The sequence below is a fragment of the Xanthobacter flavus genome (assembly GCF_017875275.1).
Lineage (GTDB): Bacteria > Pseudomonadota > Alphaproteobacteria > Rhizobiales > Xanthobacteraceae > Xanthobacter > Xanthobacter flavus_A.
Genome location: NZ_JAGGML010000001.1, coordinates 1039112 through 1064659 on the forward strand (window position 1 = coordinate 1039112; position 25548 = coordinate 1064659).

General features: G+C 68.5%; 21 protein-coding genes. 11 read left to right on the forward strand and 10 right to left on the reverse strand.

What is annotated here, in order from left to right; translation table 11 throughout:
• Positions 1 to 8 precede the first annotated feature (8 nt).
• Positions 9 to 1058, reverse strand: coding sequence for a GlxA family transcriptional regulator (locus tag J2126_RS05070; RefSeq protein WP_245327209.1), 1050 nt, complete (start codon positions 1056 to 1058; stop codon positions 9 to 11).
• 150 nt (positions 1059 to 1208) lie between these two features.
• Between J2126_RS05070 and J2126_RS05075 the strand changes: the two genes are divergently transcribed.
• From J2126_RS05075 to phnE (J2126_RS05100), 6 genes are all read left to right on the forward strand, one after another.
• Positions 1209 to 2555: an L-serine ammonia-lyase gene (locus J2126_RS05075; protein WP_209484561.1), complete on the forward strand. Its 1347-nt coding sequence runs from the start codon at positions 1209 to 1211 to the stop codon at positions 2553 to 2555.
• Positions 2556 to 2711: 156 nt separating this feature from the next.
• Positions 2712 to 3986: an amidase gene (locus tag J2126_RS05080; RefSeq protein ID WP_209484563.1), complete on the forward strand. Its 1275-nt coding sequence runs from the start codon at positions 2712 to 2714 to the stop codon at positions 3984 to 3986.
• A gap of 753 nt (positions 3987 to 4739) precedes the next feature.
• Positions 4740 to 5552, forward strand: coding sequence for a phosphonate ABC transporter ATP-binding protein (gene phnC / locus J2126_RS05085; RefSeq protein WP_209484565.1), 813 nt, complete (start codon positions 4740 to 4742; stop codon positions 5550 to 5552).
• An 86-nt stretch (positions 5553 to 5638) separates the two neighbouring features.
• Positions 5639 to 6547, forward strand: a complete 909-nt coding sequence (gene phnD / locus J2126_RS05090) for a phosphonate ABC transporter substrate-binding protein (protein WP_209484567.1) — start codon at positions 5639 to 5641, stop codon at positions 6545 to 6547.
• Between the two features lie 362 nt (positions 6548 to 6909).
• The gene (gene phnE, locus J2126_RS05095; protein ID WP_209489861.1) at positions 6910 to 7794 is read left to right on the forward strand and encodes a phosphonate ABC transporter, permease protein PhnE; all 885 of its coding nucleotides are present in this window, start codon (positions 6910 to 6912) and stop codon (positions 7792 to 7794) included.
• Complete coding sequence (phnE, locus tag J2126_RS05100) at positions 7791 to 8651, forward strand: phosphonate ABC transporter, permease protein PhnE (protein ID WP_209484569.1); 861 nt, start codon at positions 7791 to 7793, stop codon at positions 8649 to 8651. Before phnE (J2126_RS05095) ends, phnE (J2126_RS05100) begins: the two co-directional genes overlap by 4 nt.
• A gap of 82 nt (positions 8652 to 8733) precedes the next feature.
• Here the strand turns inward: phnE (J2126_RS05100) and J2126_RS05105 are convergent, their stop codons facing one another.
• The 5 genes from J2126_RS05105 to J2126_RS05125 form a co-directional block, all read right to left on the reverse strand.
• Complete coding sequence (locus tag J2126_RS05105; protein WP_245327210.1) at positions 8734 to 9702, reverse strand: 3-keto-5-aminohexanoate cleavage protein; 969 nt, start codon at positions 9700 to 9702, stop codon at positions 8734 to 8736.
• Positions 9703 to 9748: 46 nt separating this feature from the next.
• Positions 9749 to 10696: a 3-hydroxyacyl-CoA dehydrogenase gene (locus J2126_RS05110; RefSeq protein ID WP_209484571.1), complete on the reverse strand. Its 948-nt coding sequence runs from the start codon at positions 10694 to 10696 to the stop codon at positions 9749 to 9751.
• 538 nt (positions 10697 to 11234) lie between these two features.
• Positions 11235 to 13760 carry a branched-chain amino acid ABC transporter ATP-binding protein/permease gene (locus tag J2126_RS05115; RefSeq protein WP_209484573.1) on the reverse strand — a complete coding sequence of 842 codons (2526 nt, stop codon included), beginning with the start codon at positions 13758 to 13760 and terminating at the stop codon, positions 11235 to 11237.
• Between the two features lie 74 nt (positions 13761 to 13834).
• On the reverse strand, positions 13835 to 14710 hold the full coding sequence (locus J2126_RS05120; RefSeq protein WP_209489863.1) for a branched-chain amino acid ABC transporter permease: 876 nt from the start codon (positions 14708 to 14710) through the stop codon (positions 13835 to 13837).
• 436 nt (positions 14711 to 15146) lie between these two features.
• Positions 15147 to 16427 carry an ABC transporter substrate-binding protein gene (locus J2126_RS05125; protein WP_348634234.1) on the reverse strand — a complete coding sequence of 427 codons (1281 nt, stop codon included), beginning with the start codon at positions 16425 to 16427 and terminating at the stop codon, positions 15147 to 15149.
• 144 nt (positions 16428 to 16571) lie between these two features.
• On the opposite strand from J2126_RS05125, the gene J2126_RS05130 reads away from it, so the two are divergent.
• Both J2126_RS05130 and J2126_RS05135 read left to right on the forward strand, forming a co-directional pair.
• Positions 16572 to 17315, forward strand: a complete 744-nt coding sequence (locus tag J2126_RS05130) for a GntR family transcriptional regulator (RefSeq protein ID WP_245327211.1) — start codon at positions 16572 to 16574, stop codon at positions 17313 to 17315.
• A 72-nt stretch (positions 17316 to 17387) separates the two neighbouring features.
• Complete coding sequence (locus tag J2126_RS05135; protein WP_209484576.1) at positions 17388 to 18164, forward strand: SDR family oxidoreductase; 777 nt, start codon at positions 17388 to 17390, stop codon at positions 18162 to 18164.
• Positions 18165 to 18230: 66 nt separating this feature from the next.
• On the opposite strand, the gene J2126_RS05140 is transcribed toward J2126_RS05135, so the two are convergent.
• Entirely contained in the window at positions 18231 to 19673 is a 1443-nt protein-coding gene (locus J2126_RS05140) for an NAD-dependent succinate-semialdehyde dehydrogenase (RefSeq protein ID WP_209484578.1), read from the reverse strand.
• Positions 19674 to 19965: 292 nt separating this feature from the next.
• Here J2126_RS05140 and J2126_RS05145 point away from each other — a divergent pair, with 292 nt between their 5' ends.
• From J2126_RS05145 to J2126_RS05155, 3 genes are all read left to right on the forward strand, one after another.
• A complete protein-coding gene (locus tag J2126_RS05145) occupies positions 19966 to 20259 on the forward strand; it encodes a hypothetical protein (protein WP_209484580.1) in 294 nt (97 codons plus the stop codon).
• 137 nt (positions 20260 to 20396) lie between these two features.
• Positions 20397 to 21377 (forward strand): HlyD family secretion protein, encoded by a 981-nt coding sequence (locus J2126_RS05150; protein ID WP_209484582.1) that lies wholly within the window; start codon positions 20397 to 20399, stop codon positions 21375 to 21377.
• A 4-nt stretch (positions 21378 to 21381) separates the two neighbouring features.
• A complete protein-coding gene (locus tag J2126_RS05155) occupies positions 21382 to 22434 on the forward strand; it encodes an FUSC family protein (protein ID WP_209484584.1) in 1053 nt (350 codons plus the stop codon).
• Positions 22435 to 22561: 127 nt separating this feature from the next.
• On the opposite strand, the gene J2126_RS05160 is transcribed toward J2126_RS05155, so the two are convergent.
• From J2126_RS05160 to rpoH, 3 genes are all read right to left on the reverse strand, one after another.
• A complete protein-coding gene (locus J2126_RS05160; protein ID WP_209484586.1) occupies positions 22562 to 23257 on the reverse strand; it encodes an FkbM family methyltransferase in 696 nt (231 codons plus the stop codon).
• 181 nt (positions 23258 to 23438) lie between these two features.
• Positions 23439 to 24191, reverse strand: a complete 753-nt coding sequence (locus J2126_RS05165) for a response regulator (protein ID WP_209484588.1) — start codon at positions 24189 to 24191, stop codon at positions 23439 to 23441.
• A 365-nt stretch (positions 24192 to 24556) separates the two neighbouring features.
• Complete coding sequence (gene rpoH, locus J2126_RS05170) at positions 24557 to 25459, reverse strand: RNA polymerase sigma factor RpoH (RefSeq protein WP_209484591.1); 903 nt, start codon at positions 25457 to 25459, stop codon at positions 24557 to 24559.
• Positions 25460 to 25548: the final 89 nt, after the last annotated feature.

Below are 25548 nucleotides of genomic sequence, written 5' to 3' on the forward strand. Positions count from 1 at the left end.
CGCGCGGCCTACGGCGTCTCGAACACCCGCCCCTCGCCATCGGCCGCGCCCCGCCCTGGGCGCGGCGCCGCCGTGCGGCGGAAGGCGGCGGGGGTTGCGCCGAAGCGGGCCTTGAAGGCGCGGCCGAAATGGGAGCCGTCGGCAAAGCCGAGGTCGGCGGCGATGCGGGCGGCGGAAAAGCGCGTGTTGGCCAGCATCCAGCGCGCATGGCGCAGGCGCAGCGCCAGATAGCTCTCCTGCGGGCTCTCGCTGAGGCGATCCGCGAACAGCCGCTCCAATTGGCGCACGCTCAGCCCCAGCGCATCGGCGATGGCGGCGATGGCCAGCGGCTCGGCGAGGTTCTGCTCCATCAGCAGCAGCGCGCGGGAGACGCGGGCATCGTCCACCGTGCCTTCCGCGAGGCGCGGCGCGGGCTGGGCGCTCTCGGCCGCGCGGGGGCGGTCGATGAGGAGGATGTTGAGCGCCTTCTGGGCCGTGGCGGCACCGAGATGCTCGGTGACGAGGCGGGCGGCAAGGTCCGCGACGCCCGCGCCGCCCGAGCAGGTGATGCGGTCGCCATCCACCACGAACAATTGGTCCGCCACCGGCACGAGGGTGGGGAATTCGTCGAGAAAATCGCGGTAGTGATACCAGCTCACGCAGCATTTGCGCTGCGCCATCAGCCCCAGCCGGCAGAGCAGGAACGAGCCGGTGCACACGCCGATGAGCGGCACGCCCGCCGCCGCCGCGCGCTTCAGATAGTCCCCCAGCGGATCGGCCTGCGCCGGCACCCCGCGCAGCAGGCCGCCCACCGCCACGATGTAGTCGAACTCCCGCGGGTCGAGCAGCTCGGAGGTGGGCTGGATGTCGATGCCGCAGGAGGAGCGCGCCGGCCGCAGGCGCGGGCTCATCACCTGCCACGAGCAGTCGATGGGGCGCGAGCGGTCGCCCTTGTCGGCGGCGAGGCGCAGCACGTCCACGAAGCTGGAGAAGGCCGTCAGCGTGAAGTTCGGCAGGAGCACGAACCCCACCCTGAGCTTGGCGGACGGCGTGGCGCGGGCGGAGAGAACGTGTCGCATCTGTTCCAGACGAAAGTCGCAAGGGGACGAGCGGTCGCCCTCGCCGGCCAGCATGATGGAGCTTCGCCCCGGTGCCTGAGCGGGTCAAGACGGGCGCGACAAGTCCCTGGGATACCGATAGAACAAGATCGCCGCCCCTGGAGGGACCGGATGACCAGCGTGTTCGACCTGTTCAAGATCGGCATCGGGCCGTCCTCGTCCCACACGGTCGGCCCCATGGTGGCGGCGCGCCGCTTCCGGGAGGCGCTGCCCGCCGGCACCCGTCGCATCACCGCCGAGCTGTTCGGCTCTCTGGCCTGGACCGGCAAGGGCCACGCCTCCGACCGCGCCATAGCGCTCGGCCTCATGGGCGCCCGCCCTGAGACGCTGGAGCCGGACGACGTGCCGGCGCTGGTGGCGCGGCTCACCATCCGCAAGTCCATCGAGGTGGATGGCATCCGCATCGCCTTCGATCCCGAGGCCGATCTCATCTTCGATTTCGACACGCTGATGCCGCTGCACTCCAACGCCATGCGCTTTCGGGCCTATGGCGAAGACGGCGCCCTCATCGATGAACAGGTCTTCTATTCCATCGGCGGCGGCTTCGTGGTGGCGGAGGGGGAGGCGCGCGAGCCGGAGGCGGTTGAGGTGCCCCACCCGTTCGCGAAAGCCTCGGAGCTGCTCTCCGCCTGCGCCCGCACCGGGCTTTCCATCGCCGGCCTGCAGATGGCCAATGAATGCGCGCTGCGTCCTGCGGACGAGGTGGAGGCGCGGCTGGACGCGCTCCTCGCGGCCATGTTCGCCTCCATCGATCGCGGCCTCGCGCAGGAGGGCACCCTGCCCGGCCGGCTGCGCGTGCGGCGACGGGCCAAGGCCATCCGTGACCAGCTGGAGGCGGACCGCCTCGCCAACCGCCGGCCGCCGCACGAGATCATGGACTGGGTCTCCGTCTTCGCCATGGCGGTGAACGAGGAGAATGCGGCCGGCGGGCGCATCGTCACCGCCCCCACCAACGGCGCGGCGGGCATCGTGCCGGCGGTGCTGCGCTATGTGCGCGACATCTGCCCGGACACCACCCACGCCCAGTTGCGCGACTTCCTGCTGACGGCTGCGGCCGTTGGCGCGCTCATCAAGCGCAACGCCTCCATCTCCGGCGCGGAGGTGGGCTGCCAGGGCGAGGTGGGCTCCGCTGCCGCCATGGCTGCGGCGGGGCTCGCCTGCGTGCTCGGGGCGAGCCCGGCGCAGATCGAGAACGCCGCCGAGATCGCCATGGAGCATCATCTCGGCATGACGTGCGATCCCATCGGCGGGCTGGTGCAGATCCCCTGCATCGAGCGCAACGCCTTCGGCGCCAACAAGGCCATCGCCGCCGCCTCCCTCGCGATGCGGGGCGACGGCGTGCACCTCGTCTCGCTGGATCAGGTCATCGAGACCATGCGCCAGACGGGGGCGGACATGCAGTCCAAATACAAGGAGACCTCGCAAGGCGGCCTCGCGGTGAACGTCCCGGAGTGCTGAGGGGGGCACTGCATTCAAACGCGCTGCCGTCGCCCTCCGGTCTAGCCGGAGGACGACGCGGATCGGCCGAGCGTCTTCCTCTCCGCGCCCCGCACCATTGCCTCCGCCGCCCGCCTTGCGCATGGTGGCGGCCCTTCGATGCCGCAGAGTGAGCGTATGAGCCTGCCGTCCCCCCTGTCCGCCCGTGATCTCGCCCACGCCATCCGCTCCGGCCGCACCACGCCGCAAGCCGTGCTCGAACAGGTCGCGGAGGCCATCGCCGCGCGGGAAGGCGAGGTGGGCGCGTTCGTCACCCTCGCGCTCGACGAGGCCCGCGTCGCCGCCCGCGCGCCGGGCCTTGCCGCGACGCCGCTCGCCGGCCTGCCGGTGGGGGTGAAGGACATCATCGACACCCGCGACATGCCCACCACCTACGGCAGCCCCATCTATGACGGCTATCGTCCGCGCACCGACGCGCCCGTGGTGGCGATGACGCGCCGGGCCGGCGGCCTTGTCGTGGGCAAGACCGAGACCACCGAATTTGCCTTCCTTGAGCCGGCGCGCACCCGCAACCCGCGCCACCTCGGCTTCTCACCCGGCGGCTCTTCGGCCGGGTCGGCGGCGGCGGTGGCGGCGGGGATGCTGCCGCTGGCGCTCGGCACCCAGACCGGCGGATCGGTGATCCGCCCGGCCGCCTTCTGCGGCGTCACCGGCTACAAGCCCACCTTCCGCCTGCTGCCCACGCTGGGCATGAAGACCTTCTCCTGGCATCTCGACACGATCGGCCTGTTCGGCGCGCGGGTGCGCGACGTGGCGTTCGCCGCCGATGCCATCGCCGGGCGTGGCCTCGACATCGGGGACGAGACCGCCGTCGCGCCCCGCATCGCCATCGTGCGCACCGCCCGCGCCGGCGCCGCCTCGCCCGACGCCCACGCCGCGCTGGAGGCCGCTGCCCGCGCCGCCGAGGCGAAGGGCGCGCGCATCTTCGATCTGGACCTGCCCGAAGCGCTGGAGGCGGCCGACGCCATCCACGGCACGGTGCAGGATTTCGAGGCGGCGCTCGCCCTTGGCGACGAACTGACCTATGACGCCGATCGCCTCTCGCCGCTGCTGCGCGGCCATCTGGAGGCCGCGCGCACGATCCCGCCCGATCTTTATGACGGCGCCCGGCGCACCGCGAAGCGGGCGCGGCATGCGCTGGGCGACGTGTTCGCGGACGTGGACGCGCTCCTCACCTTCTCCGCCCCCGGCCCGGCGCCGGAGGGATTCGCCAGCACCGGCTCGGCCATCTTCAACCGGCTGTGGACCCTGATGGGCTGCCCGGCGATCAATGTGGCGGGCCTTTCCGCCGCCAACGGCATGCCCGTGGGCGTGCAGGTGGTGGGGCGTTTTGGCCGCGACCGGCAGGCGCTCGGCGTCGCGAACCTCGTGGAAGCCGCCATCGCGCCCTGAAATGCAGTATTCCACCGCCGCGTACCGTGCGCCGCAGCGGAAGGGAAAGCATAGAGGCAGGCTGCACTTGGCCCGTGCTGCACTGCGGAAAGTCATGCGCTGCAATAGTTTGCAGCGGCGATGCAGCACAACTTACCTCTTTTCGCAGTCTGAGAGTTTGTTAAGCTTCTCTCAAGATCGACCCTGCGAGGCACAAGGTGACATTCGGCCATCTCCTCACCGTGATCGAGACGTGCGCAGCCTTCGGCTTTGTCGGCGCTGTGCTGTTTGGTCTGGTCTGAGGTTCGGACCCGCCACCGCCCTTAGGGACCCGAGAACACAAAGAACCGAGGTCCGGTCGATCGAGGGCGCCGGGGAGCCAGACTCCCCGGCGCCGCTCGTTTCAGGGTCCGGACTCGCGGGCAGTCGCGCTACCGGATACCGTCCCCCTTCTGGCCGCCCTTCATGACATGCCTTTGACAGCACGCTTGGACCCCGTGGGGCACCGTCACAAACGGCCTGTCACACCGGCGCCCCCACCGCCGCCAGCGTGATTGCGACCGCGCGCCCCGCATCCCCTCCTCCAAACATCGTCAATCCTTCCGCCATCGTCATATGGGTGTTGCGGAGCAACGCTATCGATCGGTCCGACGCGCCGGTGTGCGATCGGTCCGGGTCCGTCCCCCCGCTCCACCACCGGCCACTGGATCGAGACTGCGCTGTCCGGCCGGCTTGCCCTGCAAGCCGGCCGTCGCGTGCTCTGGGAGCCTGCGGATGCTGGTGATCGAGGGCCTCACCCGACGCTTCGGCGACAAGGAGGCCGTATCCAACGTGAATCTCGAGATCGGCCAGGGCGCCTTCGTGGGCGTCATCGGCCGGTCGGGCGCCGGCAAGTCCACCCTGCTGCGCATGGTGAACCGCCTGCAGGACCCCTCCTCCGGCCGGATCTCCTTCGACGGACGGGACGTGACCGCCCTCAAGGGCCGCGCGCTGCGCGAGTGGCGCGCCGAGGCGGCGATGATCTTCCAGCAGTTCAATCTGGTCGGCCGGCTGGACGTGCTGACCAACGTGCTCATGGGCCGCCTCGCCACGGTGCCCGCGTGGCGCGCCCTCACCAAGAGCTGGAGCGCGGATGACCGGGCCATCGCCCTCTCCGCCCTCGACCAGTTCGACATCGCCACCCTCGCCGCGCAGCGCGCCGACAGCCTCTCCGGCGGCCAGCAGCAGCGCGTGGCCATCGCCCGCGCGCTGGCGCAGGAGCCGGCGCTGATCCTCGCCGACGAGCCCATCGCCTCGCTCGACCCGCGCAACACCAAGATCGTGATGGATGCGCTTTTGCGCATCAACAAGCACTTCGGCATCACCGTGCTGTGCAACCTGCACTCGCTCGATCTCGCCCGCGCCTACTGCGACCGCCTCGTGGGCATGGCGCAGGGCCGCGTGGTGTTCGACGGCGCCCCGGCGGCGCTGACCAATGCGGTGGCGCACGACCTCTACGGCCTCGAGGCCGGCGAGGTGATGGACATGCCGGCCGGCCGGCCCGCCACCGTTGAGGACGGTATCCCCGAAGCGGCCGCCCTCGCCTGAGCGTGCGCCTCCCGCGCCGACCCGCGACCGCGGGCCGGCCGCATCGCCTTGTTCACGTTCGATTTCGTCCGACAGGAGCACCAGACATGCTGAACCGTCGTAGCCTGATCGCGGCCGCCGCCGCGCTCGTGATGTCCGCTGGCACCGCCGCAGCGCAGGACTGGAAGGCGAAGTATCCCGAGCTGGTGTTCGCGGTGATCCCGGCCGAGAACGCCTCGGGCGTGACCGACCGCTACCAGCCGCTCATGGACTATCTCTCCAAGGAGCTCGGCACCAAGGTGACACTGCGCGTCGCCAACGACTACGCGGCCGTCATCGAGGGCCAGCGCGCCGGCAACATCCAGATCGCCTCCTACGGCCCCTCGTCCTTCGCCCGCGCGCTGATGACCGGCGCCAAGATCGACGCCTTCGCCATCGAGGTGAATCTCGACGGCACCAAGGGCTATCACTCGGTGCTCTATGTGAAGGCCGACAGCCCCTACAAGTCCATCGAGGACCTGAAGGGCAAGAACCTCTGCCTGGTCGATCCCAACTCCACCTCCGGCAATAACGTGCCGCGCTTCGCCCTGAACAAGATGGGCGTCAAGCCCGACGACTTCTTCGGCAAGGTGGTCTACGCCGGCTCGCACGAGAACGCCGTCATCGCCGTGCAGCAGGGCACCTGCGACGCCGCCTTCAACTGGTGGAACGACGCGCAGGAATCCAACCTCAAGCGCATGGAGCGCAAGGGGATGGCGAAGTACGACGACTTCCGCATCATCTTCACGTCCGACCAGATCGTGAACTCGCCCTTCGCCTATCTCTCGGACCTGCCGGCCGACCTGAAGGCCAAGATCCGCGACGCCTTCTTCTCGATCCAGACCAAGGACAAGGCCGCCTTCGACCGCATCTATGAAGGCAAGCAGCAGCCCTGGCAGCCCATCGACAACGAGGCCTATGTGCAGATCATCGAGCTGAACAAGTTCGTCGACGAGCTGCGCAAGAAGAAGAGCTGAGGCGCGCTCTCCGCCTCTCCTCGGCCCGCGTGCCGCAGGCCGCTCTCCCTGTCGTCCTCCGGCTTGACCGGAGGACCCATGGCAGGAGCGGGCAAGCTGCCCGGGGGAGAGATGGATGCTCCGGTCAAGCCGGAGCATGACGGCGGGAAGAAACCCCCTCCCGGACAAGCGACGGCGCGGCCGGAGCGTAGATCCGGGGTCTCCAATCTGAGGCCCTGGGTCAGGTCCGGCGAAGCCGGCAATGGCCCGCCGGCCTTTTCGTTTGAGCCGCCTCCGGCGCAGTGTTGCGCTGGGCCCCGGCTCTCCTTCCACTGCGCTCCCGCTCCGTTCCAGTCGGCCGGGGCGCGAGGGAGAACATGGTCTTGTCCCACGCCATCACCCGGCTGCCCGACGAGCAGATCGCTCCGCTGATCGCCCATTACGATGCGGCGGTGCAGGCGCGGCGGCGGCATACGCTGATCGTCGCCGGCGTGATCGCCGTGTGCATCGTGCTCGCCGCCTGGATGGGCGAGGTGAAGCCGGCGGTCTTCTTCGCCCATGCCGACCGGCTGCCCAATTACTTCTGGAGCATCACCCCGGTCCTGCGCTGGGACACCCTCGGCGCCGACCTCGCCGAGTGGTACTGGAACCTCGATCACTGGCTGAAGCTGCTGGCGGATACGATCCTGATCGCCTATCTTGGCACGCTCATGGGGGCCATCGGCGGCTTCTGCCTGTGCTTCCTCGCCAGCGCCAATCTGGTGCGGAGCCCGTGGATCCGGCTCGGCGCGCGGCGCTTTCTCGAATTCTGCCGCACGGTGCCGGAGCTGGTGTTCGCGCTGCTGTTCGTGGTGGCCTTCGGCCTCGGCCCGCTGCCGGGCGTGCTGGCCCTCGCCATCCACACCATGGGCGCGCTGGGCAAATTGTTCGCCGAGGTGGTGGAAAACATCGACATGAAGCCGGTGGAGGGCGCCACCGCCTCCGGCGCGTCCTGGCTCACCACCGTGCGCTTCGCCGTGGTGCCGCAGGTGCTCTCCAACTTCGCCTCCTACGGCCTGCTACGCTTCGAGGTCAACGTGCGGGAGGCCTCCATCATGGGCTTCGTCGGCGCCGGCGGCATCGGGCAGGATCTCGTGGAGGCCATCCGCAAGTTCTATTATTCGGATGTCTCCGCCATCCTCCTCCTCATCATCGCGACGGTGATGGTGATCGATCTCGTCACCGAGCAGGTGCGCCATCGCCTGCTCGGCTTCGGAGCGCAGCGATGAGCCGGGCGCGCATCACCCTCTCGGGCGAGGAGCGCGCGCGCCTCGCCGCCGCCCATCCGCACCTTGTCGCGCCGCCCGTCGACACGCGGGTCCGCGTGGGCGTCATCATCGCGGTGTTCGCCGGCATCGCCGCCTTCGGCTTCTGGCAGCTCGGCTTCAATTTCGACCGGCTCGGCACCGGCATCGGGCAGCTCGCCCATTTCGTCACGCTGATGATGCCGCCCGATCCCGGCACCCAGCTGCCGCTCTATATCCACGCGCTGGGCGAGACGCTGGCCATCGCCTTCCTCGGCACGCTGGGCGGGGCACTCATCGCCTTTCCCTTCGGCTTCCTCGCGGCGAAGAACGTCATCCCCAACATCTTCGCCCATTTCACTGTCCGCCGCGTGCTCGACACGGTGCGCGGCGTGGACCGGCTGATCTGGGCGCTGATCTATGTGACGGTGGTGGGCCTCGGCCCGTTCGCCGGCATCCTCGCCATCGCCACCGCGAGCTTCGCCGAGCTGGGCAAGCTGTTCTCCGAGGCCGTGGAGGCGCTGGATCGCAAGCCCGTGGAGGGCGTCGTCTCCACCGGTGGCTCGCCCGTGGAGGCGGTGCGCTTCGGCATGCTGCCGCAGGTGCTGCCGGTGCTGGCGAGCCAGCTGCTCTATTATTTCGAATCCAACGCCCGCCAGTCCACCATCGTCGGCATCGTCGGCGCGGGCGGCCTCGGCCTTCACCTCGCCGAGCAGATCCGCGTGCTGGAATGGCAGAAGGTGTCGTTTCTCATCCTGATGATGCTCATCATGGTGGCGGTGATCGACTTCATCTCCTCCCGCCTGCGCTTCGCCATCATCGGCAAATCCCGCATCGGCTGACGCGCGCATCCACTGAAACGCATCGTGCGCCGGCGCAGCCGACGCACGATGGCGGAACCGCGTGGGGGCGCCCCGCGCGGCCTCAGATGTTGGTCTTGTCCGCGCCCTTCAATTCGAGGATCTCGCGTGCCTCGTCGGGGCTTGCGACTTCCAGGCCCAGGCCCTCGATGATCTTGGCGGCGAGCTTCACCTGATCGGCGTTGGAGGTGGCGAGCTTGCCGCGCCCGGCCCAGAGCGAATCCTCCAGCCCCACGCGGATGTTGCCGCCCATGGAGGCGGCCATGGCGGCGATGGGGAGCTGGTTGCGGCCGGCGCCCAGCACGGACCAGCGATACTGATCGCCGAACAGCCGGTCGCAGGTGCGCTTCATGTGCATCACGTCCTCGGGATGGGGACCGATGCCGCCGAGAAGCCCGAACACGGACTGCACGAACAGCGGCGGCTTCACCAGCCCGCGCTCCAGGAAGTGCGCGAGATTGTAGAGATGGCCGATGTCGTAGCACTCGAACTCGAAGCGCGTGCCGTTGTCGTAGCAGGTGGTCAGGATATATTCGATATCCTTGAAGGTGTTGCGGAAGACGAGATCGCGCGTGTTCTCAAGATGCGTCTTCTCCCACGGGTGCTTGAACTCCTTGTACTTGTCGAGCAGGTGGAACAGCCCGAAATTCATGGAACCCATGTTGAGGGAGGCCACTTCCGGCTTGAAGGTGGCGGCGGGCAGCACGCGCTCCTCCACCTTCATGTAGGGGCTGCCGCCGGAGGTGATGTTGATGACCGCGCTCGTCGCCTGCTTGATGCGCGGCAGGAAGGGCGCGAAGGCCTCCGGCGTCTGGTCCGGCTGGCCGGTCTCGGGGTTTCGGGCATGCAGATGCAGGATGGCCGCGCCGGCCTCGGCCGCCTTCAGCGCGTCGGCGACGATCTCGTCCGGCGTGATGGGCAGGTAGGGCGACATGGTGGGCGTGTGGATCGCCCCCGTGATGGCGCAGGTGATGATGACCTTGCGATTGGATTTCTTGGCGGGGGCGGCCTCGGTCATGACGGTCTCATTCATGGCGGTCTTGCCTCGTTTCTCGGGAATGTCGAAGGGTCGGAAAGGGTCAGGCGCCGATATCCTTGTCGGCCTTGCGCTTGTGGGCGGCGAGCGCCATCAGCCGGCGGTCGCGCCACACCTGCCGCTCCTGAAGCGCATCGTGGGACAGGCGCGCGCGGCGCTCGGCCAGCACGGTCTCCAGCACCGGGCCGGCCCAATCCACGCGGCGCCACTGGTCGGGCGAGATGCGCTCATAGATCTGCTGGTAGCGCGCCACATAGTCCGCGACGCCGCCGGGCGCGTTGAGATCGATGGTCTCGAACGGCCCCATGAAGGACCAGCGCAGCGCCAGCCCCTCGCGGATGCCGATGTCCACGTCCTCGACGCTCGCATAGCCATCGGCCACGAGGCGGAACGCCTCCTCCAGCAGCGCGCCCTGCATGCGGTTCATCACGAAGCCGTCCAGCTCGCGCTTCATCACGATGGGCGACTGACCGGCGGCGCGCATGAGATCGGCGGCGCGGGCCATGGTCTCGGCCGCCGTCCACGGCGCGGGCACCACCTCCACGGCGGGGATCAGATAGGGCGGATTGATGGGGTGGCACACGCACACCCGCTCGCGATGCTTCAAGCCTTCCGAGAAGCGCGAGGGCAGGATCGCCGAGGTGGAGGAGGCGAGCACGGTCTCCGGCGCCGCCAGCGCATCGAGTTCGGCATAGAGCGCCTGCTTGAGGGCGAGGTCTTCCGGCGCATTCTCCTGCGCATGGACGGCGCCGTCGAGCGCGTCGGCATAGGAAGAAGCGGCGGAAAGGCGCGCGCGCACGGCCTCAGGGGCGTTGCCATTCAGCAGGTCGTTGGCGGCGAGGTCCGGCAGCACGCCTTCGATATAGGCGAGCGCCGCCTCGGGCGCGCCCTCCGCCTTGTCCGCCAGCGCCACGTCGAAGCCGGCGCGGGCGAAGGTGATGGCCCAGGCCCGGCCGATGAAGCCCGAGCCGATGATGGCGATCTTGGTCATGGATGCCTCTTCAATCGATTCCGTTACGCGGCTAGCTCAGACGCCTTGTGTTTACAGCGCCGTCATCCCCCGGCTCGTCCGGGGGATCCACCCCGCAGAAAGCGCCGTGCCGGGCATCCAGAAACCCCTCTTGTGGCGCCGTGGATGCCCCGGACGAGCCGGGGCATGACGGAGGGAACGGGTCCGCGCGTTCCGAGAAAGACCCGCGCCCCGGACCAGCGACGGCGCAGCCGGAGCGCCGAGCCGGGGCCCAGGGGAAAAGTCGGCGCAGCCGGCGATGCCCGAAGGCCGCCGTGCGAGAGCCGGACGACCCTTCTCCCCCCGCGGGAGAAGGTGGATCGCGGCAAGGCCGCGAGACGGATGAGGGGTGGTGTCGTTCGGCCGATGAGTGCGAGGGTGGAGAGGCCCCTCCCCCTCACCCCCGCCCCCTCTCCCGCCCGCACTCGGCAGTTGCCGAGTGCGGTTGGTGGAAGTCGAAGTCGGCAACAGCCGACTTCAAGGGGAGAGGGGAGGATCGCGGAGATCACACGGCCGCCCCTCACAGCCACAGCACTTGCCTTCTCAGATCGAGGTCCCGCGCCAGCGGGCGGGCGGGGCCTTCGTGGACCACCTCGCCGCGCTCCAGCACCACGGCGCGGTCGGCGAGGTTCAGCACCACGTCGAGATGGTGATCCACGATGACGAGCGTGAGCGCATGGCGCAGCCGGTCGAAGGCGTCGAACAGCTCTTCCGTGACCGCCGGGGACAGGCCCTCGAAGGGCTCGTCCAGCAGCAGCACGCGGGTGTCGCCCATGAGCGCGCGGGCCACCGCCACCATCTGCTGCTCGCCGCCGGAGAGGAGGTCGGCCGGCGTGTCGATGCGCTCCTTCAGCCGGGGGAAGAGGTCCAGCACCTCTTCCTCGCTGAAGTGCCGGCCGGCGCCGGTGATGCGCTTGAGGCGCCCCAGTTCGAGGTTGTGGCGCACGCTCATGCCGTGGAACAGCGCCCGCCCCTGCGGCACATAGCCGACGCCGCGCCGGGCGATGGCGGCGGAGGAGAGGCCCATGAGTTCTTCGCCCGCCAAGGTCAGGGAGCCGTTCATGGGCTTGACGATGCCGGTGATGGCCTTGAGCAAGGTGGATTTTCCCGCCCCGTTGCGGCCGAGCAGCGCGAGGATCTCGCCCTCCTTCGCCTCCAGCGAGACGCCGGCGAGGATGCGGCTCTTGCCGTAGAAGGCGTCGATGCCGTGGAGGCGCAGCATCGTCTTCTCGGTGGCGGCGGATTCAAGGTCGCGGGCGGCGAGCGCCGCGGCACCGGAGCCGATGTAGACCTCCTGCACGCGCTTGTCGGACCGCGCATCCTCCACCGTGCCGTCCACCAGCACAGCGCCATCGGCCATCACGGTCACGGCGTCGGCCAGTTCGAACACGCGGTCGATGTCGTGCTCCACCAGCAGCACCGGCACCTCGGCGGAAATGTCCTTGATGAGGTTGGAGACGCGGGTGCGCTCCGCCGCCGCGAGGCCCGCGAGCGGCTCGTCCAGCAGCAGCACGCGCGGGCGGGAGGTGAGGGCGAGGCCCATGTCGAGCAGGCGCTGGCCGCCATAGGAGAGCGCGCCGGCCTCCGCCTTCTCCATGCCGGCGACACCGAGGAAGGCCACCATCTCCGCCGTCTCGGAATTGATCTCGGGGATGGCGGCGGCATCGCGCCAGGGATTGAGCCGGCTCTTGTGGGTGGCCTGCACGCCGAGGCGCAGGTTTTCCTCCACGCTGAGCGTCGGGAACAGGTTGGTGATCTGGAAGGAGCGCGCGAGGCCCTTCATGCACACGGCGTTGGGCGCGAGCCCGTCGATGCGCTCCCCGGCGAGGCGGATCTCGCCGGCATGGGGGGCGAACATGCCGGAAATCATGTTGAAGGTGGTGGTCTTGCCCGCGCCGTTGGGGCCGATGAGGGCGTGGAGCGTGCGGTCCTTCACCGCCACCGCGCCGGCCCGCACCGCCTTGATGGCGCCGAAGCCGAGGGCAAGATCCTTCGCCTCGAGCAGCGGCGCGGGACTCTCCCACCGCGCGCGGGCGGTGAGGGAGGAGGGCAAGGGCCGCTTCTCGGCGGAGGCGCGCCGGCCCATGGCGGCGGCCTCGATGGTCTTCTTCCTCAGCGGCGCGAGAAGCCGGCCGGCGACGCCCACGAGCCCGGTGGGCGAGAAGACGATGAAGGCCATGAACAGGAGGCCGAAGAAGAACAGCCAGTTCGGCGTCCACATGGAGAGGAATTCGCGGAACAGCACGAAGAACAGCGCGCCCAGCGCCGGCCCGAGGAAGGAGCGCATGCCGCCGATGACCACCATGGCCAGCAGCTCGCCCGAAAAGGCGATGGCGATGGGATCGGCCGAGGCGAAGCGGTGGTTGAAGGCGACGAGCGCGCCGGCGAACGCGGTGAGGCCCGCGGACAGGGTGAAGCAGGCGATCTTGTAGGCCCGCGTGTCGTAGCCGATGAAGCGCGCCCGCTGCTCGTTCTCGCGGATGGCGACGAGCACCGTGCCCACCGGCGAGCGCACGAAGCGCTGGAGCTTGTAGATGATGACGAAGGCCACCGCCGCCACCACCCAGTAGAAGGTGGCGTTGCGGTCGAGGTCGAGGCCGAAGAAGGGTCCGCGATTGACGCCGCCGAGCCCGTTCTCGCCGCCCGTCACCGCCGTCCAGCGGAAGGCGACGGTATAGAGGAGCGCGGTCAAGGCCAGCGTCAGCAGCGAGAAATAGACGCCGCGCCGGCGCAGCACCACATAGCCCACGGGGATCGCCGCCAGCGTCACCAGCGCCGCCGCCGGCACCGCGAGGGCGACGCCCCAGTCGGGAAACAGCCGCTGCTGCAGCAGCGCCGCCGCATAGGCGCCGAGGCCGAACCACGCGCCATGGCCGAAGGAGACGAGGCCGGTGTAGCCCACGAGCAGGTTCAGCGCCATGCAGGCGAGCGCGAGGATCACCACGTCGGTGGCGGAGGTCACCGTCAGGCCGAGGGCGGACAGCAGCGCCGGCAGCACAGCCAGAGCCACCGCGGCGACGATGAGGTTGGCATTGCGGGCGAGCATCGCGGCTCCTGAAGAGGAAGGTGTCGCAGTCACGGCGGGAGCGTTGGGGGCGGCGGAGGTCTTCAGCATGGCGGTCACTCGAAGCGCAGGATGCGCTCGCCGAACAGGCCACGCGGACGGGTGAGCAGCACCGCCAGCATGAGCACGTACATGGACGCCTCGGCCGCCGGCGGGATGAAGTAGACCGTCAGCCCGCGCACGAGGCCCACCAGCAGCCCGGCCGCCACCACGCCCCAGAACGAGCCGAGGCCGCCGATGACCACCACCACGAAGGCGGCGGTGAGGATTTCCGAGCCCATGGCCGGATGCACGCCGGAGATGGGCGCGAGCATGATGCCGGCGAGCCCCGCAAGGCCGATGCCGATGGCCGCCACCGCCGTGAGATAGGGGGTGAGCGAGATGCCGAGCGCGCCCACCATGTCCGGGTTCTGCACCCCGGCCCGCACCACGCGGCCGAAGGCGGTGCGCTGGAGCAGCAGCCACAGGCCGAGCACCGCCGCCGCCGCCACCACCAGGATGGCGAGGCGATAGCGCGAATAGATGAAATCGCCGAGGAAGATCTGGCCGCGCAGGAATTCGGGGATCGAGAAGGGAATGGGCGTCGCGCCGAAGGCCATGCGCAGCGCCTGCTCGATCACCATGGCGAGGCCGAAGGTGAGCAGCAGCGAAAGGATGGGATCAGCCCGGTAGAAGCGCGAGAACAGGGTGCGCTCGATGACCATGCCGATGAGCGCCACCGACAGCGGCGCCGCGACGAAGGCGGCGGGAAAGCCGAAGCGGTTGCCGACCTCGACGCCGATATAGGCGCCGATGGCATAGAAGCCGCCATGGGCAAGGTTCACGATGCCGCCGAGGGAGAAGATGAGCGAGAGCCCGAGGGCGATCAGCAGATAGGCGACACCCACAAGAAGCCCGTTGAGCAATTGCTCGATGAGGAAGACGAGTTCCATGGGCATGAAGTCTTCTCCGGCCTGAGGCGCTTTTACTGACAGACATCGACGGCGGACCCCGCGCCGCTCGCCCCCCTCTCCCCTTGCGGGAGAGGGCTGGGGTGAGGGGTACGGCGCCGCAAGAACGGTTGGCCGGCACCTGTGGAGACATCCCCACCCCTCACCCCCGGCCCCTCTCCCGCCCGAACTCGGCTCTTGCCGAGTTCGGTTCGTGAAAGTCGAAGTCGGCAACAGCCGACTTCGAGGGAGAGGGGAGGAGAACGCAGGCGGCCCGACGTGGATGCCCGGCACACGGCCGGGCATGACGGCGGTGAAAGGAAGCGGACCTCCAGACCCGAACCGGCCAAGCCCCCTCTCCCCTTGCGGGAGAGGGTTGGGGTGAGGGGTACAGCGCCGCAAGAGCCGTCGGCCGGCACCTGTGGAGGTGCGCGCCCCCTCACCCCGCGGGGAAGGTGCAGGCGTTCTCTTCCGGCGTCGGGGCGATGGCCGAGAGGGCGGTTTCCGCGCCGGGCACGGCGGGGCCGAGGATCATGAGATCCCACTGGTCCTTGACCTCGGCCACCGGGCGGGCGGTCACCGTGTACATCTCCTGGATGAGCTGATGGTCCCAGGAGCGGAAATAGCCCTTGCGCGCCTTGAGGATGTCCAGCTCCGGCTCCTTCTCGAAGAAGGCGATGAGGTCGGCCGCCGCCGTGCTCTTGGTCTCGATCATGGCGCGGGCCACGCTCTTGGTGGCGACGTAATCGCCCCAGGCCTGGTTCTCCGGCGGCTTGCCGAACTTCTTCACGAAGGCCGCGACGAAGGCCTTCGAGCCGGGGGTCGGCACGTCATGGTGCCAGATCATGGGCCAGATGCCGCCGAAGGTGCCCTTGCCGGCGCCCCAGGCCACCGCCGTATCGAAACCGAAGCCGCCGAACGGATACTTCAGGCCGAATTCCGAATACTGCTTGATGAAGTTGGTTATCTGGTTTCCGGCGAGGTTGGAGATCACCACGTCGGGACGCGACTGGCGCACCTTGAGAAGATAGGGCGAGAAGTCCGTTGCGTCGGTGGGCACCAGTTCGTCGGCGATGACCTCGCCGCCATTCTGGCCGATAAAGCGCTTGGCGACGCGCGACAGATCATGGCCGAAGGCATAGTCGGCGGTGAGGAAGAAGAGTTTCTTGCCCTTGATGAGGCCGTCACGCAGCATCGCCGCGCCCACCGCCTTCACATATTGGGTATTGGCGCCTTCCACATGGAACATGTAACGGTTGCAATCCTTGCCGCGCAGCGCATCGGAATTGCCGCCCGTGTTCACGAACACCACCTTGTTGCGCGCCACAACCTGGGCAATGGCCAGCGCAGAGGCGGACGAGATCTCGCCGATGATGACCGCCGCCTTCTCGCGCTCGATATAGCGCTCCGCCTTGGAGGAGGCGGTGGCGGGGTTCACGCTGTCTTCCATCACGAGGTTGATCTTGCGGCCGTTGATGCCGCCGGCCGCGTTCAGTTCCTCCACCGCGAGTTGGACGCCCATCTGGCCATAGGCGCCGAGCGGGCCGAGGAAGCCGGTGAGCGGCGTGAGATGGCCGAAGGTCACCGTGTCGGCCTGCGCCTTCACGATCGCCGGCATGCCGACGCCGCCGAGAAGCGCGGCCGCGCCGGCGCCCTTCAGGAGCGTGCGGCGGCCGATGGATGCGGACGCAATTCGGGCGTGAAGCGGAAAGTCAGTCACGGCGTCGTCTCCTCCCATGGATCCGGCTTGGATGTTGCGGTGGCAGGATTTTTCCCGTCCGGACCGCACCGGAATGATTGCCGAATGGCTCGGCTATCTGTTATCTGTGATCACACATAGCAGACGCGGAACATGGAACACAAGATGCGATCCGCCACCGATGGCGATGCCCCCGAGGCCCGCGGCGAGGCGCCGGCGGAAACGCTCGATGGCCGCGTCGGCCGCATCGTCCGCCAGACGCTGGCGGATCAGGTCTATGGCGATCTGAAGGAGCTGCTGCTCTCCGGCCGCGCCGCCCCGGGCGAGCGCTTCACCCTGCGCGGGCTCGCCGCCGCCATCGGCACCAGCGCCATGCCGGTGCGCGAGGCCGTGTCGCGCCTCGTCGCCGAGAACGCGCTGGAAGTGCTGCCCAACCGCGCCGTGCGCGTGCCCCTCATGCCCCGCGCCCGCTTCGCCGAATTGCGCCTCATCCGCACGAGCCTCGAAGGCCTCGCCGCCGCCACTGCCGCCCGCGAGGCGACGGCGGACGAGATCGCCGAGGTGGTCCGCTTTGAACGCGCCTTCGCCGCCGAGCGGGGGAAGAAGAGACCGGACGGCGCCGCCGCCATGCGCCACAACAAGGACCTGCACTTCGCCCTCTACCGCGCCGCCCACCTGCCCACCCTCATGGGCATGATCGAGGGCCTCTGGCTGCAGATCGGTCCCGTCCTCAACCTCGATTTCCGCGCCGGCCCGGAGCGGGTGCGGCAGGGGGAGGCCCACCTCCACCACGCCCGCCTCGTCGCCGCCCTCAAGGCCCGCGATCCGGAGGCGGCACGCGACGCGCTGGTGGCGGATATCTGGAGCGCGGGCGACTTCATCCTCTCGCGCGACGTGCTGCCGGACTGACTCAAAGCTGAATGCGCCCGAACCGGCACCTGACTGCACCGAACCCCCACTAGAAAACCTAGGGAGAACGCCATGGACCTCGGCATCGCCGGCATCCGCGTCATCATCACCGCCGGCGCCGGCGGCATCGGCCTGGAGATCGCCCGCGCCTTCCTGAAGGAGGGGGCGAAGGTCGAAGTCTGCGACGTGGATGATGCCGCGCTGGAAGCCCTGGGCGACACCGCGCCGGGGGCCGTCGGCACCTGGTGCGACGTCTCCGACCGGGCCTCCGTCGCCGCCTTCATGGAGGGTGCGCTGGGCCGCCTCGGCGGCCTCGATGTGCTTGTGAACAATGCGGGAATCGCCGGCCCCACCGGCCGCGTGGACCAGATCTCGCCGGAGGACTGGGACCGTACTTTGGCGGTGGACATCACCGGCCATTTCAACGTCACCCGCCTCGCCGTGCCGGCCCTGAAGGAGAGCGACAACGCCTCCATCATCGGCCTCTCCTCGGCCGCCGGCCGCTTCGGCTTTCCTCTCCGCTCGCCTTATGCGGCAGCGAAGTGGGGGGTGGTCGGGTTCATCAAGTCGCTGGCCATGGAATTGGGCGAATTCGGTATACGCGCCAATGCCATACTGCCCGGATCGGTGGACGGCCCGCGCATCCGCTCGGTGTTCGAGAACAAGGCGCGGGAGCGCAACATGTCCATGGAGGAGGTGCAGGCGATGGCCCTCTCCGCCACCTCGCTGAAGCGCCTCATCCCGCCGCAACACCTTGCCAATGTTGCAGTTTTCCTGTCGTCCCCGATGGGCTCCACCATCTCCGGCCAGGCCATCGCGGTGGACGGCGACATGCAGATGCTGGTGTAGGCGCCTGAACCCTCGCCGCCCTCCAGCCCAGCCGGAGGGCGGCGAAAGTCATTTCCGGCCTGAGGGTTAGATCCCGGCCTGCGACACGAACTTGGGGTTCAGATAGGCCTCGATGGCCTCCGAGCCGCCCTCCGAGCCATAGCCGGAATCCTTGATGCCGCCGAACGGAACCTCAGGCAGCGCAAGGCCCAGGTGGTTGATGGTCATCATGCCGGCCTGCACCCGGTGCGCCACCTGCTGGGCGGTCTTGGCCGAGCGGGTATAGGCATAGGAGGCAAGGCCATAGGGCAGCCGATTGGCCTCGGTGACGGCCTCCTCGAAATCCGAGAAGGGCAGCATCATGGCCAGCGGCCCGAACGGCTCCTCATTCATCATCCGCATGTCGCGGGTGACGCCGGTGACCACCGTGGGCTCGAAGAAATAGCCTTTGTTTCCAATGCGTCCGCCGCCGGTCGCCACCTCCGCGCCCTTCTGACGGGCATCGGCGATGAGGGCCTCCATGGCCGGGATGCGGCGCTCGTTGGCGAGCGGACCCATGGTGGTCCCGGCCTCAAGGCCGTTGCCCACTTTCACCCCCTTGGCGACGGTGACGAAGGCGTCCACGAACTCCTCGTAGACGTTCTCCTGAATGAGATAGCGGGTCGGCGAGACGCACACCTGACCGGCATTGCGGAACTTCGCAGCGGCGATCTGCTTGGCTGCGGCGGTCACGTCGGCATCGTCGAACACGATCACCGGCGAGTGCCCGCCCAGTTCCATGGTGGCGCGCTTCATGTGCTCGCCGGCGAGCGCCGCCAGCTTCTTGCCCACGGGCGTGGAGCCGGTGAAGGTGATCTTGCGGATGGTGGGATGCGGGATGAGATACTCGCTCACCTCAGCCGGCACGCCATAGACAAGCCCGATGACCCCGGCCGGAACGCCCACGTCCACGAAGGCGCGGATCAGCTCGGCGGGCGAGGCCGGCGTCTCCTCCGGCGCCTTCACGATGATGGAGCAGCCGGCCGCCAGGGCGCCGCACAGCTTGCGCACCACCTGGTTGATGGGGAAGTTCCACGGCGTGAAGGCCGCCACCGGCCCCACCGGCTCCTTGATGACGAGCTGGTAGACGCCGGGCGCGCGGGCCGGAATGACCCGGCCATAGGCGCGGCGGGCCTCCTCGGCGAACCAGTCAATGATGTCGGCGGCGGCCAGCGTCTCCATCCGCGCCTCCACCAGCGGCTTTCCCTGCTCCAGCGTCATCAGGCGGGCGATGCCGTCCGCGCGCTCGCGCAGCAGGTCGGCGGCCTTGCGCATGAGCTTGGACCGATCAAAGGCGGACATCTTGCTCCAGGTGGCGAATCCGCGCTCCGTCGCTTCCAGCGCCGCGTCGAGGTCGGCGCGCGAGCAATGGGCGACCGAACCGATCTCCTCCTCCGTGGCGGGATTGATGACCGGGATGCGGCGGCCACCCTCGGCGTCGCGCCAGACGCCGTCGATGTGGAGCTGGACGTTCGGATAGGCATCGGACATTGGGTTTTCTCCCTGGGCGTCGCGCGGCAGAGTGCACGGGCGCCAATCGAATCGCGTCTTCGTATCGGTCTTTGCGCCCCGACGTGCCGGTGGCCGCCATCCGGCAAACCGGCTGGAGCGCTGCGGGACTGAACATCGGAACAGGGCGTGGCGGGCAGGCGCCGGGGCGGGCTGACATCCTATGCGGCAACGGTGCAATTGAGAACCTGCGGTGCGCGCGGGGAAACCGGGGGGAGGTCCGCAGCGTTGGCATGGCTGGACGGCGAAACGCCGGGCCAGTCCGGAGGACCCCATGAACACCGCGAACCTGCAATTGGAAGGCGTGCTCCTCGCCTTGTCACGCCTACTCGAGACCATGCGGCACAAGGGCCTCCTCACATCCGGCGAGATCGAGACGGCGCTCGCCGAGGCGGAGGACGCCTGCCGCCGCGATGCCGCCTGCCGCACCATAAGCCCGGGGCAGGCCGAAGGGGTGCTGTTTCCCATCCGCTTCCTGCGCGCAGCCACCAATCGCCAGGAAGGCCCGGCCCCGACCTTCACCGACATCGCCACGTCCATCGGGGAGAACAAGGACAGGAACGGCTGAGCCGGCGTAGGGCGCCGGAGCTTCTCAAGTCCGGCTCTGGCGCCGAGGGGTTCCCAAAGGGTATCAAGCGGCGGCACGCCCCAGCGCGGCGGGCGGTTGACCTCCGCGCCCTGCGGAGGTCATGTGGGGAGGCGCCTTTGCTGTCCTTTGTCGAACGCCATGTGATCGCCTCGATCCTCGGCTCCGTGGTGCTGGCGTTCCTCGTCTACGAAACCTCGGTGCGGTTCTTCGCCTACACGGGCGATGCCTATGTGGCGACGGATGTAATCTTCGTCGCGCCCGAGGTGTCCGGCCCCCTCGCCAAGGTGGCGGTGGGCGATGACGCCCAGGTCGCGGCCGGGGCGATGCTCGCCGAGATCGAGCGGGAGCCGTTCGCGCTGGCGGTCAGCGCCGCCGAGGCGCAGGTCGCGCTGGCGGCCGAGCGCATTCGCCTTGCCGAGGCGGCGATCGACGAGAGCACGGCCATGGTGTCCGCCGCCCGCGCGTCCCTCGACAACGCCCGGCGCCAGCAGACCCGCTCCGAATCCCTCTCCCAGACCGGCGACATCTCCGCCGAGGCGCTGGATATGGTGCGGCGGGACGCGGTGGTCGCCGCCGCCGACCTTCAGAAGGCGGAAAGCCTCGCCGCCGTGGCGCAGACCCTCGTCACCGTGCGGCGGGCGGAGCAGGCGACTGCCGCCCAGGCCCTCGCCAAGGCCAGCTACGAACTCTCCCGCACCCGCATCGTCAGCCCGGTAAAGGGACGCGTCGCGCCGCTCACGGTGCGCACCGGCGATTACGCCACCGCCGGCAGGCCCCTCGCGGCCGTGGTGTCGGATCTGAATTGGCACATCGTCGCGGCGGTGGACGAGCGCCATCTGGCGCGGCTGAAGCCCGGCCAGAGCGTGCTGTTCAGCATCGGCTCCGATCCCTGGCGGTCGCACTGGGGCACGGTGCGCTCGATCTCGCCGGGCATCTCCCGCACCGCCGGCGAGGATGGTGCCCTCCCCTACGTGCCCCTGAGCACCGACTGGATCCGCCTGCCCCGCCGCTTCCCCGTGCTCATCGACATGGGCGACCTGCCGGCGCGCGCGCCGCTCTACCGCGGCGCCGACGCCCGCGTGCTGATCTGGTTCTGACCCCATGGCCGCGACAGGCTGGAGCGCGCGGCAGGGCCTCATCACAGCCGCGAGCGTGGTGCTCGCCCTGCTGATGGCGGCGGCGCTCGGGCTGCAGGGACTGTGGTGGGCCGCGATCTCGGCCTGGGTGGTGTCGAACCCGGATTTTTCCGCGCTCTGGCGCAAGGCCGGCATGCGCCTCGCCGGCACCGCGGTGGGGCTTTCCGCCGGCTATGTCCTTGCGGTGGCGCTGGAGGGCATTCCGCTGTTCCAGGCGCTGGCCCTGTTCATCATCTGCGGGGTCGGCTCCTATTTGCGGTTCGGGAGCCGCTACGGCTATGCGTGGTTCTACGGCACCATCACGCTCATGCTGATGCTGGCGGTGAGCATCGTCGAGACCGGCGCGCTCTTTTCCTTCGCGCAGAACCGTTTCCTGGAGATCGCCTGTGGCGTGGTGGCAAGCGCCGTCATTCACGCCGCCGCCCGCCCCCGGAGCGACCGGGCCGCGACCGCGTTGCCTGCCTCACCCGGTGAACCGGCAGCGCCCGCGCAGCCGGCTGATCTCGACCTCGTGCATATCGGGCTCGTGGCGGGCACATCGGCGGTGGCGATGGTGGCGCTGTGGTCCTGGTTCGACCTGCCATCGCTGCCGCAGGCCATCGGCTCTTCGCTGGCGGTGCTGGACAAGGACTTCGGCGCCATGCGGGTGCGCGGACGCCAGCGCGTGCTCGGCTGCATCCTGGGTGCGCTTGCCGGGCTTGCCGCGCTGCTGCTCCAGCTCGACAATCTGGTCGTCTATCTGACCGTGCTGGCGGGCGGCATCTTCTATTTCTCCCGCCTGCACAATGGCGGCGGGCCCCAGAGCTATATCGGCACCCAGGGCGGCGTCGCCTTCATCACCGCACTCATCACGGACGGAGGGCCACCGGATGCGCTGATGCCGGTGCTTGAACGTCTCGCGGGGATTTTCATCGGCGTCGCGCTGATGCTGGCTGCGTCGTTCGTGCTGTCCGCGCTGAAGCGCAGGCAGATCGCCCGAGAGACCGCGACCAGGCCGACGACCGGGCCGGCCGGCTAGAGCACGCGCCGATCTGATTGCGCGATCAGCTTGGATGACGCGTTCTCTTTTTGAGCGTTCGAGGACGCTTCACCGATCGGGTTGTTTCACCTTGATCGGATCAGGACCAGCGCCCCCTCGCCCAGCCTCAGGCCAAGGCGCGTCGCAACAGCCGCCGCCCGAGGCGGGCCGGCCCGTAGTGCCATGCCAGGGCCATCCGGTCCGCGAACGCCATGCCGCTGTCGGCACGGGGCACGAACCAGGCATTGTGACCGGTGCGACGCACCAGCACATAACCCTGCGCCCGGAGCAGGCGGCGGCTGCGGCCGAACTGCACCCGATCGTCAACCAGGACAAGTCGCGGCCGGAACCGCGAGGCCGTGAAGCCGGAGAGCACATCCGCCTCCGTGCCGCCCACGTCGATGGAGAGGAAGTCGAAGCCGGTCACGCCCGCATCCGTCAGGATATCGTCGAGCCGTCGGGCCTCGACCTGCATCACGCCGCTCGGCTGCTCGCCCGGAAACAGGTGCGACCGCGCCTCCCATCCCAAGAGCCAGAGCTGAAGCGTGGCCGGGGCTCCGGGACCGGCGCAGGCGACCGGGACGACCTCGGCCTTCCGCGTCGTCCTGAGGGCTCTGGCAAGCTCCGCGGAGGGCTCGATGAGCAGACCGCGCCAGCCATTCAGTTCGAGATGATAGGTCTGGCTGCCGCGAATGGGGTCACCCGCGCCGACCTCGACAAACGTCCCGATGGCATTTCCGAGCCAGGCCGCAACGAGACCTCGCTCGTGATGAGAAGGATTGATGACACGACCGCCATCATCAGCAATCACGGCTGCACGCATGGCACCCCACCCAATTAACTGAGCGGAAAGTACCTCTATACCTAAATTTTCACAATGGTAATCAGGTCCATATTTCTGTCGTAACATCCAGAACTGGAGCTAAATTTTTAGGCATAGCGGACCTTATTTGTGATGATCGGATATCGCAGCGAAATAATCCAGACACATATTGAAATTTACTTCATACCATCGCCCGAAGTGTCTCGGCGAAGCGCCGTCCGGCCTGCCGGACGGACACGCCGCCCTTGTGGGTGAGTTGGAGCCAGACCCTTCGCCGGTCTTCGGGGTCGGGGCGCCGCTCCACCAGCCCCTCCTGCTCGAGCGCTTCCAGGCGACGCAACGCGGTGGTGGTTGAGGTTCCGGCACCGGCACACAGCGCCGAGACGGAAACCTGCCGGCCGGCAGCCTGCGCCATGGCGAGATCGAGCAGCATTTCCCAGGCGGCATCCCCGCCGGCCACGCTGGGAAGCACGCGCTTGCGGTCCATGCGCAGGCGATCCAGCAGACGCAGCAGCGCCAGGGGATCGTCGAGCAGGGTCGCCGCCCGCCACTTCTGCAGGGAAAGATCGAGCGCCCGCCGGATGGCTGCCGCGAGACTGGCGATTTCCAACGGCTTCTGGAGAAAATCCACCGCGCCCATCCGCAGGGCGGCAATGCAACTGTCCAGCGATCCGTTCCCCGTGAGAACGATGGGCAGGATCTGCGGCGCCTGACGCAGTTCGCCCACGCGACGGATCAGTTCCAGCCCGTCGAGACCGGGCATGGAGAGGTCGGTGACCAGGACGCGGATGGCAAGATTCTGCTCGATGATGTCGAGCGCGGTCAGCGGAGACGAAGCGCAGACCACCGACAGGTTCTCAAGGGCAAGTCCTTGCCGCACCTCACCAAGGAAATCCTTGTCGTCATCGACGATAATGACCGCAACGTCCAGCATACCCGAGTGCCATCCCGCCGCCGCGGCTGACGCTCCTAACGCCAGGAAACAATCAGCAGGCACGGCGGGCCTCTGTCGAAGCCGATCAAAGTTGAGCTAGGCAGGTATCATGCTAGGTGGGACCGATCCAGATCAGATCGATCCAAACCTTGCCGTTTTGGACCGATTTTTCTTCGAGGAGCAATTACTTAGAGTTGATCGACTGCCGTGTGCGTCAATTCAGGCGAACCCTGGCCGAAGCAGCCCTAATGTGACAGCGTGACCCGGCAAGGATTCTCAGCACGAACGCGACAGCCCCCAAAGGACATGGGCCGCGCTCTGCGGACCCCGCCCGGCGACGAAGACGCGACTCGCGAGGTCAAGGATCAGGCGGAGATCGCCTCCGCCTCATGGGCCTCGATCTTGCGCACCCGGTCCACGACCGCCTTTTGCACCTTCTCGAAGGCGCGCACCTCGATCTGGCGCACACGCTCGCGCGAAACGCCGAACTCGGAAGCGAGGTCCTCCAGCGTCATCGGATCATCGGAGAGGCGGCGCGCCTCGAAGATGCGGCGTTCGCGATCGTTGAGAACGGACAGGGCGCCGGACAGGGCTGTGCGGCGATTGTCCAGTTCCTCGCTCTCCGCAAGTTGCTCCTCCTGGTCGAGGCGCTCGTCCACCAGCCAGTCCTGCCACTCGCCGCCCTCCGACTCCTCGCGGATGGGGGCGTTGAGGGAGGCGTCGCCGGAGAGGCGGCGGTTCATGTCCACCACGTCCTGCTCGGTGACGCCGAGCTTGGTCGCGATCTGCTTCACCTGATCGGGGCGAAGGTCGCCCTCCTCCAGGGCGGAGATCTGGCTCTTGGCCTTGCGCAGGTTGAAGAACAGCTTCTTCTGCGCCGCCGTGGTGCCCATCTTCACGAGGCTCCACGAACGCAGGATGTATTCCTGGATGGAGGCGCGGATCCACCACATGGCATAGGTCGCGAGGCGGAAGCCCTTCTCGGGCTCGAACCGCTTCACAGCCTGCATAAGCCCCACATTGCCTTCGGAGATCACCTCGGAGATGGGGAGGCCATAACCGCGGTATCCCATGGCGATCTTGGCCACGAGGCGCAGATGACTCGTCACCAGCTTGTGAGCGGCGTCGCGGTCCCCGTGCTCGCGCCAGCTTTTCGCGAGCATATATTCCTCCTGCGGCTCCAGCATGGGGAACCGCCGGATTTCCTCCAGGTACCGAGAAAGCCCGCCCTCTGCGGAGGGAATGGACATGGACTTCTGCTGGGCCATCACGAGGCCTCCTTCTCCCGCGGCCCCCGTCCGGGCAGCCGCCTGTGCGGCCGCATGACGCCGACCGCGACGCATGATGATATAGATAC

Bases quoted from the DNA above. Each gene is read 5' to 3' on its own strand.
- J2126_RS05070 (WP_245327209.1), bottom strand. From the start codon at position 1,058: ATGCGACACGTTCTCTCCGCCCGCGCCACGCCGTCCGCCAAGCTCAGG.
- J2126_RS05075 (WP_209484561.1), top strand. From the start codon at position 1,209: ATGACCAGCGTGTTCGACCTGTTCAAGATCGGCATCGGGCCGTCCTCG.
- J2126_RS05080 (WP_209484563.1), top strand. From the start codon at position 2,712: ATGAGCCTGCCGTCCCCCCTGTCCGCCCGTGATCTCGCCCACGCCATC.
- phnC (WP_209484565.1), top strand. From the start codon at position 4,740: ATGCTGGTGATCGAGGGCCTCACCCGACGCTTCGGCGACAAGGAGGCC.
- phnD (WP_209484567.1), top strand. From the start codon at position 5,639: ATGCTGAACCGTCGTAGCCTGATCGCGGCCGCCGCCGCGCTCGTGATG.
- phnE (WP_209484569.1), top strand. From the start codon at position 7,791: ATGAGCCGGGCGCGCATCACCCTCTCGGGCGAGGAGCGCGCGCGCCTC.
- J2126_RS05105 (WP_245327210.1), bottom strand. From the start codon at position 9,702: ATGAATGAGACCGTCATGACCGAGGCCGCCCCCGCCAAGAAATCCAAT.
- J2126_RS05110 (WP_209484571.1), bottom strand. From the start codon at position 10,696: ATGACCAAGATCGCCATCATCGGCTCGGGCTTCATCGGCCGGGCCTGG.
- J2126_RS05115 (WP_209484573.1), bottom strand. From the start codon at position 13,760: ATGCTCGCCCGCAATGCCAACCTCATCGTCGCCGCGGTGGCTCTGGCT.
- J2126_RS05120 (WP_209489863.1), bottom strand. From the start codon at position 14,710: ATGGAACTCGTCTTCCTCATCGAGCAATTGCTCAACGGGCTTCTTGTG.
- J2126_RS05130 (WP_245327211.1), top strand. From the start codon at position 16,572: ATGCGATCCGCCACCGATGGCGATGCCCCCGAGGCCCGCGGCGAGGCG.
- J2126_RS05135 (WP_209484576.1), top strand. From the start codon at position 17,388: ATGGACCTCGGCATCGCCGGCATCCGCGTCATCATCACCGCCGGCGCC.
- J2126_RS05140 (WP_209484578.1), bottom strand. From the start codon at position 19,673: ATGTCCGATGCCTATCCGAACGTCCAGCTCCACATCGACGGCGTCTGG.
- J2126_RS05145 (WP_209484580.1), top strand. From the start codon at position 19,966: ATGAACACCGCGAACCTGCAATTGGAAGGCGTGCTCCTCGCCTTGTCA.
- J2126_RS05155 (WP_209484584.1), top strand. From the start codon at position 21,382: ATGGCCGCGACAGGCTGGAGCGCGCGGCAGGGCCTCATCACAGCCGCG.
- J2126_RS05160 (WP_209484586.1), bottom strand. From the start codon at position 23,257: ATGCGTGCAGCCGTGATTGCTGATGATGGCGGTCGTGTCATCAATCCT.
- J2126_RS05165 (WP_209484588.1), bottom strand. From the start codon at position 24,191: ATGCTGGACGTTGCGGTCATTATCGTCGATGACGACAAGGATTTCCTT.
- rpoH (WP_209484591.1), bottom strand. From the start codon at position 25,459: ATGGCCCAGCAGAAGTCCATGTCCATTCCCTCCGCAGAGGGCGGGCTT.